The following is a 16,929-nucleotide window of genomic DNA, read 5'->3' as shown; positions in this document are numbered from 1 at the left end:
GCCGCCCGAAGGACCGCGCCGCATCAGCCGGTCAGCACATCAGCGGAGGGGACAGCGGTTGGTCGGCGGGTGGCCGACGGACCGACGGACCGGCGGATCGGCGGGTCAGCGGATCTCCAGGATCTTCTCGCGCATCGCGTAGACCACGGCCTCCATACGTGAGTGGAGCTGGAGCTTCTCCAGGATGTTGCGCACGTGGTTCTTGACGGTGTTCTCGCTGATGAAGAGCTCTTTCGCGATGTCGCGGTTGTTCATGCCGGTCGCCACGAGCTTGAGCACTTCCAGCTCGCGGTCGGTCAGTTTCGGAGCCGGCACCAGCTTGCTCTCGTCGGTGCGCTGAATCATCGACTTGAACTCGGTGAGCAGCTTCGCCGCCATCGACGGACTGATCTGGGACTGCCCGTCCGCCACCGCGCGGATCGCCGCGGAGACCTCGTCCGTGGAGATCTCCTTCAGGAGATAGCCCGTTGCACCGGCCTTGATCGCGTCGTAGAGGTCGGCCTCCTCGTCGCTGATCGTCAGCATGATGATCTTCGCGCTCGGTGCCACTTCCTTGATGGAGGTGCACGCCTCGATCCCGCCGCGCTTCGGCATGCGCACGTCCATCAGCACGATGTCGGGGAGCAGGTCGGCGGCCTTCTCGACGGCTTCGGCCCCGTCACCCGCCTCGCCGACGACCTCGATGTCCTCCTCCTGGGCGAGGACGATCTCCAGCCCACGCCGGAAGAGTTCGTGGTCGTCCACGACGAGCACACGGATCGGCTCCGGCTGCCGCGTCTCATGCTGGGCGCCGTTCTCAGCCGCGACCCGACCCGGGTGCGTCTCCGCCATGGGCATCACCGGCCCGAAGCTTTCCGCCATCAATCCTCCCCCTGCAGGCTATGCCGCGCCAACCGCGCTGCACAGGGCACAGGTTGACGAGTGAGGCCATAATTCCACGTTCGCGCCCCCGGCCAAGTCCTCGACCCGGCCGGGGGCGCGGTTCTAGGTGGTTCCGAGCGGTCAGCCGCCGAGAGCGCCGCCCGCTTCAGGAGGCGGGTCCACGGCGAACGGATCCGGATCCAGATGGATCACGCCGTAGTCGTAGCCGTGCCGGCGGTAGACGACGCTCGGCTGCTTGGTCTCGGAGTCGACGAAGAGGTAGAAGTCGTGGCCGATCAACTCCATTTCGTAGAGAGCCTGGTCCAAAGCCATCGGCGCGGCGGCGTGGGTCTTCTCGCGGACGACGAGAGGACCGTCGCCCTGGACCTCCAACGGGCCCACCCTGGTGGTCATCGGCTTCTCTTCGGTCTTGGCCGGTGCGGGTGGCGCCGCTGCGGCGTCGAGCTGTCCGTTGAGTTCTGCCGCGAGGTGTGCGGTGGCCGCGGCTACGCTGATCGGTGCGCGGCTTCCTCCACGGTGTACCCGGCGCTTGTCGTGCTGCTTGCGCAGCCGTGCCTCGAGCTTGCCCGCTGCCAGGTCCAGCGCAGCGTACGGGTCGGAGGCCGCTGCCTCCGCACGGATGACCGGCCCGCGAGTGCGGAGAGTGATCTCCACCCTCTCGGAACGGTCGGCCTGCCGGGGATTGTGTTCCTTGCACACCTCGACATCCAGGTTGATCACCTTTCCGTCGAGCTTTTGGATCTTCGCCAGCTTCTCGGCCACGTGCTTGCGGAACCTCTCGGGCACCTCTGTCTTGCGGCCCTTGACGACGATGTCCACGCAGAACTCCGTTCCCGGAGCACTCCGTCATAGCGAAGCGGAGTGCGTCCTTTGTGCACTGACACCGGAGGCAGGGCCTGCCTTCTGCCGCCAGCCTCCGGAACCTCGGCTTGCGACTGTCACCTCCTTCTCCCCCTGGGGGAAGATCGTCACCCCACCTCGAACGTACCTCCACTGGTGGACGCTGGGCACCCCCTACTGGCACGTACCTACGTTCAGGTATCAATTCGCGACAATCCCTCTCGATGCCGCTTGATCTCTGGTAGCTATCGGCGGCCACCCAGGGACGGCCTGTTCATCGGTACCTGACTCACGGCACGCGCTCACGGCACGCGCTCACGGCGCCTGATCACGACGGCTGATCACGACGCCTGATCACGACGCGGCTCACGGCCTCGACCGGACCGCCACGACGGCGGCAGCGAACACCGCCTGTGTCTCCTTGGCCACTGCGCGGGCGGCCTCGGCCAGCGACGCCCCTGTGGTCATCACGTCGTCGACCAACATCGTCTCCCCTCCGGCCAGCAGCTTTTCGCCGCCCGGCACCAACTCCAGTGCGCCACTGAGGTTCACAGCACGCTGCTGTGCCGTGAGCCCTGCCTGGTCCGCCACCGTGCGTCGCTGACGGAGCACAGCCAGCACGCGCGCAGCCACCCCTCCTCCGCGCAGCTCACGGGCCGCGGCCCCGGCGATCCGCCGAACCGGATCATGGCCCCGGCGGGCCACAGCGCGACGTGCCGAGGGCACCGGCACGAGCGTCAACGGCCCGTTTACCGCCCGCCTTCTGGCTGAATCCGGCGCCCGCACGGAGGCCTCCCGCACCGCAGCGGCCAGCAACACCCCCAACGGCCCCGCCAGTCCGAGCGCACCGCGCTCCTTGTGGGCCAGCAGCAGAGCGCGCGCCTCGTCGGCGTACGGCAGCGACGCGTACACACACGGCAGACCTGACGGCACCGGCGACGGCCGCACCCGGCGCGGCACGGCGCCCGTCAGCGCGCTGCCGCACCGCGCGCACAACTCCCCCCGCACCCCTGGGACTCCGCACCCGGCGCACCCGCCCGGCAGCACCAGACCTGCGAGTTCCTGCCGGAGCTCCCGCCACAACTCCCGCATGACGACACTGTCCCAGCGGCCGCGAGGGCCTGCCAGGCCTGTGGACAACTTCCGGACGGCATGCCCGGGACGCTGGTTCTAACCGGGGTAGGCCGGACTCGTACCGCTGTCCGTCAGCCTCTTCCAGTTGGCGTCGGGAGGCAGCCGCACGATGCCGTCCTCCGAATCGGCGAGCAGCGGCTTGCTCTCGTCCTCCGAAGCGGCCACGCCCGTCACGTCGTTGATGCCTGGCAGGGCGGGCTGGTTCGAGGCCGAGCCGTCGGTCTCGATGTACTGCATCTGCTGCACGCTCCCGGACTCGCGCCCCACGACCACCAGCCGGCTGCCACCCGCCCAGGACATCGCCGCCACATCCTCGAACTGCGGAGCGAGCGGCCGCAGCGCCGTGACCCTCACCTGTGGGTCCTGGGCCGTCCCCTGGCGCTGGACCCGTCCCAGCTTCAGCGTCCGCGAGCCGTCCTTCTGCCGGATGTGCAGCGCCATCCGTACGCCGTCGGACGCGATGCGAAGCGACTCGATCCGCTCCCCCTCGCCCAGGCCCGGCACATCGACCTCTTCCGGCTGCTCCTTGCCGCCTGCCAGACGCAGCAGGCGCGGATCGTCCGGATCGCGGTCGGCGATCCACAGGTCGCCCAGACCGTCCCAACTGGGGGCCGTCAGCCGGTCGTTCTCGCGTTTCGCCTTGCTGCTCAGTACGGGCTCGCCCAGCTCGCCGCCCTCCGTGAGGCGTGCGACATACAGCGACCGGCGTGCACGGGATACGGCCGCGCCCTCCTGCTCGGCACGGTTGACCGCGACAGCACCCATCTCCGTCTCGCCCTCGCCGAGCGCGCCTTGGACCGGCCTCGGGTCGTCGCTGTTCTCGTCGAAGGACGAGACACGGTGATCACCGTCGACGAAGTACTGCCGTGACGCACGGCCGTTGAGCCGCCCGGGCTGGTTGTCCTCCGCCTGCTCACGCGTCCGCTCGCACCGCGCCTCACCGTCTGCTCCCGCGAGCACCACCTTGGTGACCTTCGCCGACGCCTGGTCCTGCACGGTGTGCAGCACCTGGGACGCCATGCGGACGCAGCGTGCCTCGCTCACCATGGCGCCCTTGGCGTTGAGCCGGACGCTCAGCGCACCGGAGTCGTCGAGCGAGAGATGCTGGTCGCGGGCGAGTGCTGCGCCCTTCGGGAAGGCCGAGTGGACGACGGGGTCGACCCAGCCGGTCGGCCCGTCCAGCAGCGCCTCGACCGTCGAGGTGACCGGATCTATGCGGCGGCGCAGATAGACCGGATCGGCGACCAGTACGTCCTTGCCGCCGGTGATCGACTCGGAGTCGGTGCCCAGTTGCGCGTAGTAGTAGTTGTTGATCGGGCGGTAGATGCGCTGGAAGTCGGATTCGCCGAGCACCAGCCCGTCCGGGAGCCCGTCGATCCGCCACTCCCCGTGCTCCTTGGAGAGATGGAATCCCTCGCTGTAGTCGCCTGCCGCCGGTGAGTACGCATGGTTCTCGTCGACCTCCGCGACGCGCGTACCGGTCACCTGGACGCTGAAGCCGCTGCCCCCGCCCGAGTCGCGCCGGGCGTTGCCGGGGCTGGGGCCGCCCGAGACGACGCTCGTGCTGGCGAAGGGGTCCCACTTGGCGGCCGTCCGGTCGGCCAGATACTTCTTCGCCGTCGAGAACGCCGACTCGTCGCTCGTCGTCGCCTCCAGGAAGCCGCGGACTATCTGCTGCGGCTTCTCGCCCTTCTGCGGGCTGACGCCGAAGACACGGACCTGCGAGTCCGAGTCGGCGCGGTGCGATGAGTCGACGTGGTCCACGGAGCCGTCGTCAGGCATGGAGGCACAGCCCGACAACAGCAGCGCGAGCGCGGTCAGTACGACCGTTGCAGCACGGCCGTCCCGGCTCCGCCGAGCGTCACCCATCACTGTTCTCCGTCCTCGCGGGCCGTCTCGCCGTCAGCGTCAGGGGGAGCGGGGCCGCGCGGCGCGGCGACCGCGTGCGGGGACGTGGCAGTGGAGGTGGAGGTGGAGTTGGACGTGGCAGTGGACGCGGCATTGGGAGTGGGTGCGGAACGGCCGGCAGGCGACGCTGCCGGAGCCGACTGCCGGGAGGAGCCGAGGGCCGACGCTCCTGCCCTGCCCGTTCCGGACGCGGATCCGGACGCCGACCCGGACCCGGACGTGGACCCCGACGCTGATCCGGACCCGGCGGCGGTTCCTTGCCGCCCTTGCGCCGGAACCTTGCTCCTGCCGCCTCCCGTCCCGTCCGTCGCGAGCCGCTTGCGGCGCGAGTCGGCCGGCTGCAGCGGAAGCGGCGAGGAGTGCAGCGTCTCCCCCGCGGCGCACGGCAGCGTGAGCCTGAACTGCGAACCGCCGCCCGGCTCCCCCCACACCTGGAGCCAGCCGCCGTGCAGCCGCGCGTCCTCCAGGGCGATGGACAGGCCGAGACCTGAGCCCCCAGTTGTACGGGCGCGAGCGGGGTCTGCACGCCAGAAACGGTTGAAGACGCGCTCGGCCTCGCTGCCGCTGAGCCCGACGCCGTAGTCCCGTACGGCCACCGCGACCGCTCCTCCTCCGGTTGCCAGCCTGACCACGACGTCGTGGCCTTCACCGTGCTCTATGGCGTTGTCGACGAGGTTGCGCAGCACCCGCTCGATGCGGCGCACGTCCGCCTCCGCGACCACGGGGCTCTCGTCGCCCCGCACCACGACGCGGCTGCCCTTGCGCTCGGCGAGCGGCTCGCAGCCGTCGACGACGCGGCGTACGACGTCCCGCAGGTCGATCGGGTCGGGCTCGAGGTTGGCGGCTCCGGCGTCGAAGCGGCTGATCTCCAGAAGATCGCCCAGCAGCGACTCGAAGCGGTCGAGCTGCCCGAGCAGCAGTTCCGCTGAGCGCGAGGTGGCGGGATCGAACTCCTCCCGCGCCTCGTGGATCACGTCCGCCGCCATACGGACCGTGGTGAGCGGTGTACGCAGCTCGTGCGAGACGTCGGAGACGAAGCGGCGCTGCATCCGGGAGAGCTCCTCCAGCTGCTGGATCTTCAGCTGGAGGTTCTGAGCCATCTTGTTGAAGGACTCGCCGAGCCGGGCGATGTCGTCCTCGCCCGTGACCTTCATCCGTTCCTGGAGTCTTCCGGCAGCGAGGCGTTCGGAGATTCCCGCGGCCATCCGTACGGGCGTGACGACCTGCCGCACCACCAGCCACGCGATCGCGCCGAGCAGCACGACCACGAAGACTCCGGCCGTGGCCAGAGTGCCCTTGACCAGGTTGAGCGACTCCTCCTCCAGCGTGAACGGGAAGACGTAGTACATCTGGTACGGAGCTCCGCCGGCGTCGTTGAGCCGCTTGCCGACGATCAGGCCGGCGGTGCTGCTGCCGTCCTGGCGGTAGACCTTCGCATAGCGCTGGTGGGTGCCGGGCTGCTTGTCCAGGGCCCTGCGCAGGTCGGCGGGGATGCTCTCCTCGGGGCGGATGTCGCCGGAGGCGCGCGGGCCGCGCGTGGTGGAACGCCCGTTGCCGAGGAACGGGGATTCGTCGTTCTGGGAGCCGAGCGCGACGACGGAGTAGACGCCCTGGCCGCCGCTTGCGAGCTGCTCCACCAGGTTGTTCAGCCAGGTGCCCGTGTTCTGCGAGCTGCGGCCTCCGCTTCCGGGGCGGCCCTGCTGCCCCTCGCCGCTGCGGCCGCTGCCCGCGCTGTCGGCCATCTCCTGGGCGGCCGCGAACCCGCCCGCCGCCTGGCTCTGGGCGGTCTTCTCCTTCGCGTCCAGCAGCCCGTTGCGCACCTGCCCGATGACGACGATGCCGAGGAGCAGCACCACGCCCAGAGACATCAGGAGCGTGGCAGCGACGACGCGGAGCTGGATGTTCCGCCGCCACAGCCGCAGCACGGGCAGCAGCGGGCGCCGCACCCAGCGGATGAAGAAGCGGATCGCGGGGTGGGCGCGGGGCCCGGTCGTGCCTTCCGGAAGCAGGCCCTCGGAGAAGAGGGCTCCACTGCGCCACAAGCGCCGGAATGTGGACATTTCGGACTCGGGTGCCGCGGCTCCGTCCGCACCGGCGCGCTGCTGGACGGAGCCGTTCCGGGTCATCTCAGCCGGGCCCGGCCTTGTAACCCACTCCGCGCACCGTCACGACGATCTCGGGCCGTTCCGGATCACGCTCGACCTTCGAGCGCAGACGCTGCACGTGAACATTGACCAGGCGCGTATCGGCCGCGTGCCGGTAGCCCCACACCTGCTCCAGCAGCACCTCACGGGTGAAGACCTGCCAGGGCTTGCGGGCCAGCGCCACAAGAAGATCGAACTCCAGCGGCGTGAGGGCTATGGACAGCCCGTCCCGCTTCACCGAGTGCCCGGCGACATCGATCACCAGGTCGCCGATGGCCAGCTGCTCGGGCGCCGGGTCGTCCGACCGCCGCAGCCTCGCGCGGATCCTCGCCACCAGCTCCTTCGGCTTGAACGGCTTGACGATGTAGTCGTCGGCCCCGGATTCCAGGCCCACCACCACATCCACCGTGTCGGTCTTCGCGGTCAGCATGACCACCGGCACTCCGGATTCCGCGCGGATCAGGCGACAGACCTCGATGCCGTCCCTGCCCGGAAGCATCAGATCGAGCAGCACCAGATCCGGCTTGACCTCGCGGAAGGCGGCGAGCGCCTTGTCGCCGTCCGACACGAACGACGGTTCAAAGCCTTCGCCGCGCAGCACGATCCCGAGCATCTCGGCCAGTGCGGTGTCGTCGTCGACGACAAGGACTCGTCCCTTCATGCGTTCATCATCCCATTACCCCATCGTGACGTTGTCGTTCGTGACGGGGAACACAGCCCCGCGACAGTTTCGCTGGTGACGGGCGAGATCACACCCCGCTCCGTGACGACGGCCGTCACCAGTTCCGGCGGGGTCACATCGAAGGCCGGGTTGTAGGCATCTGCCCCCCTCGGGGCCACAGGAATGCCACCGCCGCGCTCCCCCCGTTCTTCCGGATGGTACGGCGAGTACGGCGAAGAGATGTGCGTCACCTCTTCCGGTGCCCGCTGCTCCACCACTATGTCCCCGCCCCGCTTCGTCGCGAGATCGACCGTCGTCACCGGCGCCACCACCACGAACGGCACCCCGTGGTGCCGCGCCACCACCGCGAGCGGATAGCTGCCGACCTTGTTGGCGACGGAACCGTCCGCCGCGATCCGGTCGGCACCGATCAGCACCGCGTCCACCTCGCCAGCCGAGAACAGCGAACCCGCAGCCCCGTCCGCGAGGACGCTGAAGGGCATGCCCTCCCGCGTGGCCTCGTACGCGGTCAGGCGTGCCCCCTGCAGCAGTGGCCGGGTCTCGTCCACCCAGAGCCTTCGCAGCTCGCCTGCGGCGTGCACCTGCGAGACGACTCCGAAAGCCGTGCCCCGGCCCCCGGAGACCAGGACCCCGGTGTTGCAGTGCGTGAGCAGCCGCATCGGCTTCCGCGGCACCAGCTCGCCGAGCAGCCCGTACCCGAGCTGTGCCATCCGCTCGCTCGCCTCGGCGTCCTCCTCGTGGAGTGCCCTGGCTTCGGAGAGGGCGGCTGCCGCCGCGCGCTCGGCATCCGCTCCCTCGCCGGCCGCCGCCCGGTACGCGCGCTCCACCCGCCGCACGCCGGCAGCGAGGTTGACAGCCGTGGGCCGCGCGGACGCCAGGTGGTCTGCCGCCTCTGCCACGTCGTGACCACGGGCGGCGGCGAGCGCGACGCCATAGCCACCGGCCACACCCAGCAGCGGCGCCCCTCGCACCGACAGAGCCCGGATCGCTGCCACCAGGTCGTGTGCGTCCCTGCACGCGAGCTCGGCTTCCTCTGCCGGCAGCCTCGTCTGGTCGAGAAGCAACAGCACCGGCCCCTCTGGGCTGTCCGCCCAGCGCAGCACCGGGACACCATGATCTGCCATCCGCACAGTCTGCCTCGATACGCGACGACTTCTGAAGGAGATCCAAGAAGCCGGGGGCCACCCGTTGTCCCGGGCGAGCGTGGGACGATGGCAGGCAACCAGGCGATGGAGCGACCTACACCTCGAGGTGACGACAAGTGAACGACTCTCCGGGCTGGACCCCGCCCGGATCTCCCACACCCGATCGTTCGCAAGACGGCGAGGAGCCGACCGTCGTCCCCGGGGGCAAACCGCACCCGGCGCCCGCGAACGATCCACCCAGGAACTGGTCCGCGCAGCAACCGCCCGCCCAGCCGAACCCTGGCTGGGGCGCTCCTCCTCCCGGCCGTCCGGGCTGGGACAAATGGGGCGGCTACTGGAATCAGCCGCCCGCTGCCAAGCCCGGGATCATCCCGCTGCGTCCGTTGGGCGTCGGGGAGATACTGGACGGCGCCGTCACCACCATGCGCGCACACTGGCGCACCGTGCTCGGCATCTCCCTCGCCGTCGCCGTGGTCGTGCAGTTCGTGGCCACCGTGGTCAACGGTCTCTGGCTGTCGGACGCCTCCGACCTGAACGCGCTGACCAGGAACCCGCAGCCCAGCCCCGACGAACTCATGGACGCCTTGACCGGATCGCTGCGGATCTCCGGGGTACGCGCACTCGTCGAAACCCTCGGCACCGTGCTCGCCACCGCCATGCTGACGATCGTGATCAGCCGGGCAGTGCTCGGCCGTACCGTCTCCGTCGGTGAGGCATGGCGGGACTCCCGCCCTCAACTGCTGCGCCTGCTCGGCCTGCTCTTCCTCCTGCCCCTGCTCGTGGCCCTGGCCATGTTCGCCGGCTCCGCGCCGGGAGGAGTGCTCCTGGCAGCCGGGCTCCGCACCCTCGGAGTCGCCGTACTGCTCGTGGGGTTGCTGGCCGGCCTGGTGGCTGCCGTGTGGATCTGGGTCCGCTTCAGCCTCGCCGCACCGGCTCTGATGCTGGAGAAGCAGGGCGTCATCACCGCGATGCGACGCTCCGCCAAGCTCGTACGAGGCAGCTGGTGGCGGGTCTTCGGCGTACAGATGCTGGCAACGATCCTGGTCGTCATCGTCGCGTCGATCATCCAGATGCCCGCGACGCTCATCGGCATGATCGCCAGCGGCCAGGGAGTCTCCGCCTTCGCCGAAGGAACACCGACCACGAGCTGGTCCTACCTGATCGCCGTGGGCATCGGCGCCGTCATCGCGTCCACGATCACCTTCCCGATCCGCGCAGGTGTCACCGCCCTGCTCTATCTCGACCAGCGCATCCGGCGCGAAGCCCTCGACCTCGAACTCGCCCGCGCCGCAGGCGTCCCGGGCTACGGCGACCCTCAGCCCGGCAGCCGGACCCCCGGGAGCTGAGGTGATGCCGGGGGATGTGGCAACCGCGGCGCCGTCCACGGCGGTCGGCCTGCACCCCGCGGTGTTCGCCGACGACGGCGGCACACCCGTGACCACCCCCCGCACACCGGCGCGCGAAGCGGCCGAGCGCGAGCTGTCGAAGGCCGAATACCACAGGGACGACCCAGGTCTTCTCAACCGCATCCTCGACTGGCTCTGGGACCACATCAGCTCTCTGCTGAACTCGGCTGCACAGGCGTCTCCCGGGGGGTGGGTCGGCCTCACCGTGATCATCTGCGTGCTGGTCCTGCTGGCCGTGGCCCTGCGTCTCAGGCTCGGCATGCTCCGGCCAGGACCGGCCTCCGAGGCGACGGCCCTCTTCGCCGAGGGGCCGCGCAGCGCGGCACAACACCGTGCGGAAGCGGAAACCCATGCCGCCGCCGGACATTGGAACCCCGCCCTCCAGGAACGGATGCGAGCCATCGTCCGGTCCCTGGAGGAACGCGCCCTGCTCGACCACCGCCCCGGCCGCACCGCCGACGAAGCCGCCGTCGAAGCCGGCCGTGCGATGCCCGGACATGCGGACGCGTTGCGCTCGGCAGCCCGCTCCTTCGACGAGGTGACATACGCGGACAGAGACGTGGACGCCTCCGCGTACACAGCCGTCCGCGACCTCGATTCCGCCCTCGGACGCGCCGAGCCCGTGCTGCCCGGCACCGGTGCGGGACAGGACGCGAACCGCCTCGTGGGGCAGGGAGCACGGAGCACGGACGCCACCCCTGCGGACGGAGGGAGAAGTTGAGCGACCCGTCCGGCACCTCCCTCTCCCCCACAACCCGGCAGCTGTGGGCCCGTGTCCGTGGACTGCTGCTCGCCGCCGCGATACTCGCCGTGGCCGGGGTGGTCATCGCGGCCCTGCGCTCCGGGAACGAGTACGGACTCCTCGATCCACGGTCCACGGCCGACCACGGCAGCAAGGCCACGGCCCAGCTCCTGAGGGAACGGGGCGTCGAGACGAAGATCGTCACGACCGCCGCCGGCGCCAAGAAGGCCGCAGGGCCCCGCACGACACTCGTCGTCAGCGACCCCGACGCCCTCAGCCCACGCCAGAAGGCCGACCTGCGCGGCGCGTTGGAACGCGGCGGCCGGACCGTCCTCATCGCTCCGGGCCCGGCCCCCACCAAGACACTCGTCCGCGGGGTACGTGCCGCGGCGCCCGCAACGACGCAGCCCACACCGCCGGACTGCGGCTTCCCCACCGCGGAACGCGCAGGCGACGCCGAACTCGGCGGCGTCCGGTACGCGGTCTCCAACGACCAGGCCGACTTCTGCTATCTGCACCAGGGCCTGCCCTCCCTGCTGAGGATCCCGGACGAGCCCGCCGACAAGGACGACCGCTCCGGCCCCGAAGGCGACACCGTGCTGCTCGGCAGCCCCGAACCGCTCTACAACCAGCGGCTCGACAAGCACGGAAACGCCTCCTTGATGCTCCAGTTGCTCGGCTCGCGCCCGCATCTCGTGTGGTACCTCCCTTCCTCTGCCGACGCCTCCGCTCCCAAGGGCGGGGAGCGCAGCTTCCTCGATCTCCTGCCGGAAGGCTGGACCTGGGCCACCGTCCAGCTGTCGATCGCAGCCGTCCTCGCCGCTCTCTGGCGCATGCGCCGTCTCGGACCGCTCGTGCCCGAGCAACTCCCCGTAGCCGTACGTGCGTCCGAGACGACCGAGGGCAGAGCCCGCCTCTACCGGCGAGCCAACGCACGCGACCGCGCCGCCGACGCACTGCGATCCGCCACCCGCGCCCGGCTCGCCTCGCCGGCCGGCGTCAGCGCCGCCGAGGCAGACTCCCCGCGAGTCCTGATTCCCGCCCTCGCCAGGAGCACCGAGACGGGTGCGCACACGGGCCCGCATACCGGCGCGGACGCAGGGACAGCACCCGGCACCCGGCCAGGCCCCGGTGGCAGCGCAGGCCTTCACTCCCTTCTGTTCGGCGCGGCCCCTACGACCGACGCCGAGCTCATCCAGCTAGCCGACGAACTCGACCATCTGGAACGGCGCTTGACCGACGCCGCCTCGTTCACCCGCCTATCGACAGACAAGGAACGCACCCAGTGAGCGCCCCCTCGCCAGACAGCGCCCGCAGCGCGCTCGAAGCACTACGCCTTGAGATCTCGAAGGCAGTCGTCGGCCAGGACGCCGCCGTCACCGGACTCGTCGTTGCGCTGCTCTGCCGCGGCCATGTGCTCCTCGAAGGCGTCCCCGGAGTCGCCAAGACACTGCTTGTGCGGACACTCGCCGCCGCCCTCGAACTCGGAACCAAACGCCTGCAGTTCACCCCCGATCTGATGCCGAGCGACGTCACCGGATCTCTCATCTACGACGCCCGCACGGCAGAGTTCTCGTTTCAGCCCGGCCCGGTCTTCACCAATCTGCTGCTCGCCGACGAGATCAACCGCACACCCCCCAAGACCCAGGCGTCCCTCCTCGAAGCCATGGAGGAACGTCAGGTCTCCGTCGACGGCACCCCACGGGCGCTGCCCGACCCCTTCCTGGTGGCAGCCACCCAGAACCCGATCGAATATGAGGGGACTTACCCCCTGCCTGAAGCGCAGCTCGACCGCTTTCTGCTCAAGCTGAACCTGCCGCTGCCCTCACGCGGAGACGAGATCAGTGTCCTGACCAGGCACTCGGAAGGTTTCGACCCGAGGGATCTCGACACCGCCGGTGTCCGCGCGGTCGCGGGACCCGCCGAACTGGACGCGGCACGAAGTGCGGTCGCCCAGACCTCCATCTCGCCCGAAGTCACGGGCTACGTCGTCGATATCTGCCGTGCCACTCGTGACTCCCCCTCGTTCATGCTCGGTGTGTCCCCCCGCGGCGCCACGGCACTACTCGCCAGTGCTCGCGCGTGGGCCTGGCTCACCGGACGCGACTATGTGACCCCCGACGACGTCAAGTCCTTCGCCCTGCCGACCCTCCGCCACCGCGTGCAACTTCGCCCCGAAGCGGAGATGGAAGGTGTCACTGCGGACAGCGTGATCAATTCGATCCTTGCCCATGTCCCCGTCCCCCGTTGAATCTCAGTGAGCTGATTGGCGAGCCCTGATTCATGGCACTCACCGGCCGTACAGCCCTCATCGCCGCCCTCGGCGCGATCCTCGTCGGGCTGCTGCTCCCCAGCTGGACCGGCGTGCTCGCCGTCGAACTCCCGTTGCTGATTGCAATCCTGTACGACCTCGCCCTCGCGGCGCCAGTGAATCAGCTGCGCTTCACACGTTCCGGTGATACGTCAGTTCGCCTCGGCGAACACGCGTACGTGAGTGTTCTCGTGGTCAACCCGTCCCGCCGCCTTTCCCGCCTCCGGCTCCGGGATGCATGGCCGCCGAGCAGCTGGCCGGACGGCGCCCCGGAAACCGCAAGCCGGCACCAGGCCCACATCGGCCCCGGGGAGCAGCGAGTTGTGACAACCGTGCTCCACCCCACCCGCCGCGGCGACCGGCGCTCCGAGCGCATCACCGTGCGCTCCTACGGGCCACTCGGCCTGGCCGCCCGCCAGGGAAGCCACTCCGTCCCGTGGACGGTGCGAGTCCTCCCGGCTTTCAACAGCCGCAAGCACCTTCCCGCCAAGCTGGCAAGGCTCCGCGAACTCGACGGCCGGACAAGCATCCTGACCCGCGGCGAAGGGACCGAATTCGACAGCCTCCGCGACTACATCCCCGGAGACGACACACGGTCGATCGACTGGCGTGCCACCGCCCGGCAGTCGACGGTCGCCGTCCGTACGTGGCGCCCCGAACGTGACCGTCACATCCTCGTCGTCCTCGACACGGGAAGGACGTCCGCCGGCCGTGTGGGCGACGCCCCCCGCCTCGACACCGCGATGGACGCCGCACTTCTCCTCGCCACTCTGGCCTCGCGGGCCGGCGACCGGATCGACCTCCTCGCGTACGACCGTGCCCCCCGCGCAACGGTCAAGGGACGTGCGGCACATGAGGTCCTGCCGGCATTCGTCTCGGCGATGGCACCGATCGAGCCCGCGCTCGTCGAATCCGACACCCGCGGTCTGGCCTCTACGGCACTCCGCATGGCAAGGCACCAGTCGCTCCTGATCCTGCTCACAGGGCTGGAAGCATCCCCCGTCGAAAACGGCCTCCTTCCGGTGCTGCCGCTGCTCACCGAACGCCATACGGTCCTCGTCGCCTCGATCGCCGATCCGCGCATCGCGGAGATGGCCGCCGCGCGAGGCGATGTCGACGCGGTCTACAACGCCGCGGCTGCGGCACGAGCCCAGTTGGAGCGCAAACAGACCGCGGACCGTCTGCGCCGACGCGGGGTCACGGTCGTCGACGCACTGCCCACCGAACTGGCGCCTGCTCTCACCGACGCATATCTCACGCTGAAATCAACAGGCCGCCTATGACCTGTAGTTGGTTCGGCATTGTCATGCCGGGGTTGTGCGGGCATGAAGAAGCCCCGTTGGTGTGGGTTGTGTTCCCATTCCAACGGGGCTTCTTCTACTGGTAGTTCGGCGGTGTCCTACTCTCCCACACGCTCCCGCATGCAGTACCATCGGCGCAGTAAGGCTTAGCTTCCGGGTTCGGAATGTGACCGGGCGTTTCCCTCACGCTATGACCACCGAAACACACCCCCGGAAAAACCGTATCCGGCACCGGGGAAATCTTTACGTGTGTCAGCAACAACACTGTTCAATTGTATCTGTCAACGGTTGTTGTTTCAGATACCGCACAGTGGACGCGAGCAAAAAGAATCTGTGGTCAAGCCCTCGGCTTATTAGTACCGGTCAACTCCAACCCTCACGGGTCTTCCATATCCGGCCTATCAACCCGGTCATCTCCCGGGAGCCTTAACCCCACACAGGGGGTGGGAGTCCTCATCTCGAAGCAGGCTTCCCGCTTAGATGCTTTCAGCGGTTATCCCTCCCGAACGTAGCCAACCAGCCATGCTCTTGGCAGAACAACTGGCACACCAGAGGTCCGTCCGTCCCGGTCCTCTCGTACTAGGGACAGCCCTTCTCAAGACTCCTACGCGCGCAGCGGATAGGGACCGAACTGTCTCACGACGTTCTAAACCCAGCTCGCGTACCGCTTTAATGGGCGAACAGCCCAACCCTTGGGACCGACTCCAGCCCCAGGATGCGACGAGCCGACATCGAGGTGCCAAACCATCCCGTCGATATGGACTCTTGGGGAAGATCAGCCTGTTATCCCCGGGGTACCTTTTATCCGTTGAGCGACGGCGCTTCCACAAGCCACCGCCGGATCACTAGTCCCGACTTTCGTCCCTGCTCGACCCGTCAGTCTCACAGTCAAGCTCCCTTGTGCACTTACACTCACCACCTGATGACCAACCAGGCTGAGGGAACCTTTGGGCGCCTCCGTTACATTTTAGGAGGCAACCGCCCCAGTTAAACTACCCACCAGACACTGTCCCTGATCCGGATCACGGACCCAGGTTAGACATCCAGCACGATCAGAGTGGTATTTCAACAACGACTCCACACCCGCTGGCGCGAATGCTTCACAGTCTCCCACCTATCCTACACAAACCGAACCGAACACCAATATCAAGCTATAGTAAAGGTCCCGGGGTCTTTCCGTCCTGCTGCGCGAAACGAGCATCTTTACTCGTAGTGCAATTTCACCGGGCCTATGGTTGAGACAGTCAAGAAGTCGTTACGCCATTCGTGCAGGTCGGAACTTACCCGACAAGGAATTTCGCTACCTTAGGATGGTTATAGTTACCACCGCCGTTTACTGGCGCTTAAGTTCTCAGCTTCGCCACACCGAAATGTGACTAACCGGTCCCCTTAACGTTCCAGCACCGGGCAGGCGTCAGTCCGTATACATCGCCTTACGGCTTCGCACGGACCTGTGTTTTTAGTAAACAGTCGCTTCTCGCTGGTCTCTGCGGCCACCACCAGCTCCCCCAGCACGTGGGATCACCAGCCGTGGCCCCCCTTCTCCCGAAGTTACGGGGGCATTTTGCCGAGTTCCTTAACCATAGTTCACCCGAACGCCTCGGTATTCTCTACCAGACCACCTGAGTCGGTTTAGGGTACGGGCCGCAACAGCACTCGCTAGAGGCTTTTCTCGACAGCATAGGATCATCCACTTCACCACAATCGGCTCGGCATCAGGTCTCAGGCCCATGTCATGCGGATTTACCTGCATGACGCCCTACACCCTTACCCCGGGACAACCACCGCCCGGGCTGGACTACCTTCCTGCGTCACCCCATCACTCACCTACTACAGACTCGGACCGCCGGCTCCACCACACCCACAGCATCCCGAAGGACACCGCAGGGGGCTTCACGGGCTTAGCATCACCTGATTCAGCGCTGGCGCACTGCCACGGGTACCGGAATATCAACCGGTTATCCATCGACTACGCCTGTCGGCCTCGCCTTAGGACCCGACTTACCCTGGGCAGATCAGCTTGACCCAGGAACCCTTAGTCAATCGGCGCACACGTTTCTCACGTATGTATCGCTACTCATGCCTGCATTCTCACTCGCATACCGTCCACAACTCGCTTACACGGCTGCTTCACCCGGCACACGACGCTCCCCTACCCACCCACACACCCGTTAGGGCACACATGTGAGTGACACGACGTCGGCGGTGTGCTTGAGCCCCGCTACATTGTCGGCGCGGAATCACTTGACCAGTGAGCTATTACGCACTCTTTCAAGGATGGCTGCTTCTAAGCCAACCTCCTGGTTGTCTCTGCGACTCCACATCCTTTCCCACTTAGCACACGCTTAGGGGCCTTAGTCGATGCTCTGGGCTGTTTCCCTCTCGACCATGGAGCTTATCCCCCACAGTCTCACTGCCGCGCTCTCACTTACCG

General features: G+C 68.0%; 12 protein-coding genes and 2 rRNA genes (1 of these 14 running past the window's edge). 5 read left to right on the top strand and 9 right to left on the bottom strand.

The genetic code is table 11. The annotated features are described in order from the left end of the window. Positions 1-105: 105 nt before the first annotated feature. From ACSMXX_RS20810 to mtnA, 7 genes are all read right to left on the bottom strand, one after another. The gene (locus tag ACSMXX_RS20810; RefSeq protein WP_473180215.1) at positions 106-861 is read right to left on the bottom strand and encodes a response regulator; all 756 of its coding nucleotides are present in this window, start codon (positions 859-861) and stop codon (positions 106-108) included. A gap of 141 nt (positions 862-1,002) precedes the next feature. Further along, positions 1,003-1,701: a ribosome hibernation-promoting factor, HPF/YfiA family gene (gene hpf / locus ACSMXX_RS20805; protein WP_070013528.1), complete on the bottom strand. Its 699-nt coding sequence runs from the start codon at positions 1,699-1,701 to the stop codon at positions 1,003-1,005. 387 nt (positions 1,702-2,088) lie between these two features. Then, positions 2,089-2,814 (bottom strand): ComF family protein, encoded by a 726-nt coding sequence (locus ACSMXX_RS20800; RefSeq protein ID WP_473184883.1) that lies wholly within the window; start codon positions 2,812-2,814, stop codon positions 2,089-2,091. 78 nt (positions 2,815-2,892) lie between these two features. Further along, a complete protein-coding gene (locus tag ACSMXX_RS20795; RefSeq protein WP_473180214.1) occupies positions 2,893-4,725 on the bottom strand; it encodes an LpqB family beta-propeller domain-containing protein in 1,833 nt (610 codons plus the stop codon). Continuing rightward, positions 4,725-6,890, bottom strand: a complete 2,166-nt coding sequence (gene mtrB, locus ACSMXX_RS20790) for an MtrAB system histidine kinase MtrB (protein WP_473180213.1) — start codon at positions 6,888-6,890, stop codon at positions 4,725-4,727. The genes ACSMXX_RS20795 and mtrB overlap by 1 nt, the downstream gene beginning before the upstream one ends. Before the next feature lies 1 nt (position 6,891). Next, on the bottom strand, positions 6,892-7,569 hold the full coding sequence (mtrA, locus tag ACSMXX_RS20785) for a two-component system response regulator MtrA (protein WP_473180212.1): 678 nt from the start codon (positions 7,567-7,569) through the stop codon (positions 6,892-6,894). Continuing rightward, entirely contained in the window at positions 7,566-8,714 is a 1,149-nt protein-coding gene (gene mtnA / locus ACSMXX_RS20780) for an S-methyl-5-thioribose-1-phosphate isomerase (RefSeq protein ID WP_473180211.1), read from the bottom strand. Before mtnA ends, mtrA begins: the two co-directional genes overlap by 4 nt. A gap of 137 nt (positions 8,715-8,851) precedes the next feature. On the opposite strand from mtnA, the gene ACSMXX_RS20775 reads away from it, so the two are divergent. From ACSMXX_RS20775 to ACSMXX_RS20755, 5 genes are read left to right on the top strand one after another with little or no spacing between them, the layout of a single operon-like run. After that, on the top strand, positions 8,852-10,081 hold the full coding sequence (locus ACSMXX_RS20775; RefSeq protein WP_473180210.1) for a DUF7847 domain-containing protein: 1,230 nt from the start codon (positions 8,852-8,854) through the stop codon (positions 10,079-10,081). A 4-nt stretch (positions 10,082-10,085) separates the two neighbouring features. Next, positions 10,086-10,862 carry a DUF4129 domain-containing protein gene (locus ACSMXX_RS20770; protein ID WP_473180209.1) on the top strand — a complete coding sequence of 259 codons (777 nt, stop codon included), beginning with the start codon at positions 10,086-10,088 and terminating at the stop codon, positions 10,860-10,862. Next, positions 10,859-12,172: a DUF4350 domain-containing protein gene (locus ACSMXX_RS20765; RefSeq protein WP_473180208.1), complete on the top strand. Its 1,314-nt coding sequence runs from the start codon at positions 10,859-10,861 to the stop codon at positions 12,170-12,172. Before ACSMXX_RS20770 ends, ACSMXX_RS20765 begins: the two co-directional genes overlap by 4 nt. Further along, positions 12,169-13,134, top strand: coding sequence for an AAA family ATPase (locus ACSMXX_RS20760; protein ID WP_473180207.1), 966 nt, complete (start codon positions 12,169-12,171; stop codon positions 13,132-13,134). The genes ACSMXX_RS20765 and ACSMXX_RS20760 overlap by 4 nt, the downstream gene beginning before the upstream one ends. Positions 13,135-13,166: 32 nt before the next feature. Continuing rightward, positions 13,167-14,477 (top strand): DUF58 domain-containing protein, encoded by a 1,311-nt coding sequence (locus ACSMXX_RS20755; RefSeq protein WP_473180206.1) that lies wholly within the window; start codon positions 13,167-13,169, stop codon positions 14,475-14,477. 103 nt (positions 14,478-14,580) lie between these two features. Here ACSMXX_RS20755 and rrf read toward each other — a convergent pair. Together rrf and ACSMXX_RS20745 are read right to left on the bottom strand one after the other, a co-directional pair. Beyond that, a 5S ribosomal RNA gene (gene rrf, locus ACSMXX_RS20750) occupies positions 14,581-14,697 on the bottom strand. 131 nt (positions 14,698-14,828) lie between these two features. Further along, positions 14,829-16,929: ribosomal RNA gene (locus ACSMXX_RS20745) — 23S ribosomal RNA — on the bottom strand (it continues 1,024 nt past the right edge of the window).

Source organism: Streptomyces sp. DSM 116795 (genome assembly GCF_055792905.1).
The sequence above is the reverse complement of the archived record's forward strand: the minus strand, read 5'-3'. Positions and strand labels throughout refer to the sequence as shown.

Excerpts from the sequence above, each read along its gene's own strand:
- ACSMXX_RS20770 (WP_473180209.1), top strand. The coding sequence starts at position 10,086 with ATGCCGGGGGATGTGGCAACCGCGGCGCCGTCCACGGCGGTCGGCCTG.
- ACSMXX_RS20810 (WP_473180215.1), bottom strand. The coding sequence starts at position 861 with ATGGCGGAAAGCTTCGGGCCGGTGATGCCCATGGCGGAGACGCACCCG.
- ACSMXX_RS20800 (WP_473184883.1), bottom strand. The coding sequence starts at position 2,814 with ATGCGGGAGTTGTGGCGGGAGCTCCGGCAGGAACTCGCAGGTCTGGTG.
- ACSMXX_RS20795 (WP_473180214.1), bottom strand. The coding sequence starts at position 4,725 with ATGGGTGACGCTCGGCGGAGCCGGGACGGCCGTGCTGCAACGGTCGTA.
- mtrA (WP_473180212.1), bottom strand. The coding sequence starts at position 7,569 with ATGAAGGGACGAGTCCTTGTCGTCGACGACGACACCGCACTGGCCGAG.
- mtnA (WP_473180211.1), bottom strand. The coding sequence starts at position 8,714 with ATGGCAGATCATGGTGTCCCGGTGCTGCGCTGGGCGGACAGCCCAGAG.
- ACSMXX_RS20755 (WP_473180206.1), top strand. The coding sequence starts at position 13,167 with ATGGCACTCACCGGCCGTACAGCCCTCATCGCCGCCCTCGGCGCGATC.
- mtrB (WP_473180213.1), bottom strand. The coding sequence starts at position 6,890 with ATGACCCGGAACGGCTCCGTCCAGCAGCGCGCCGGTGCGGACGGAGCC.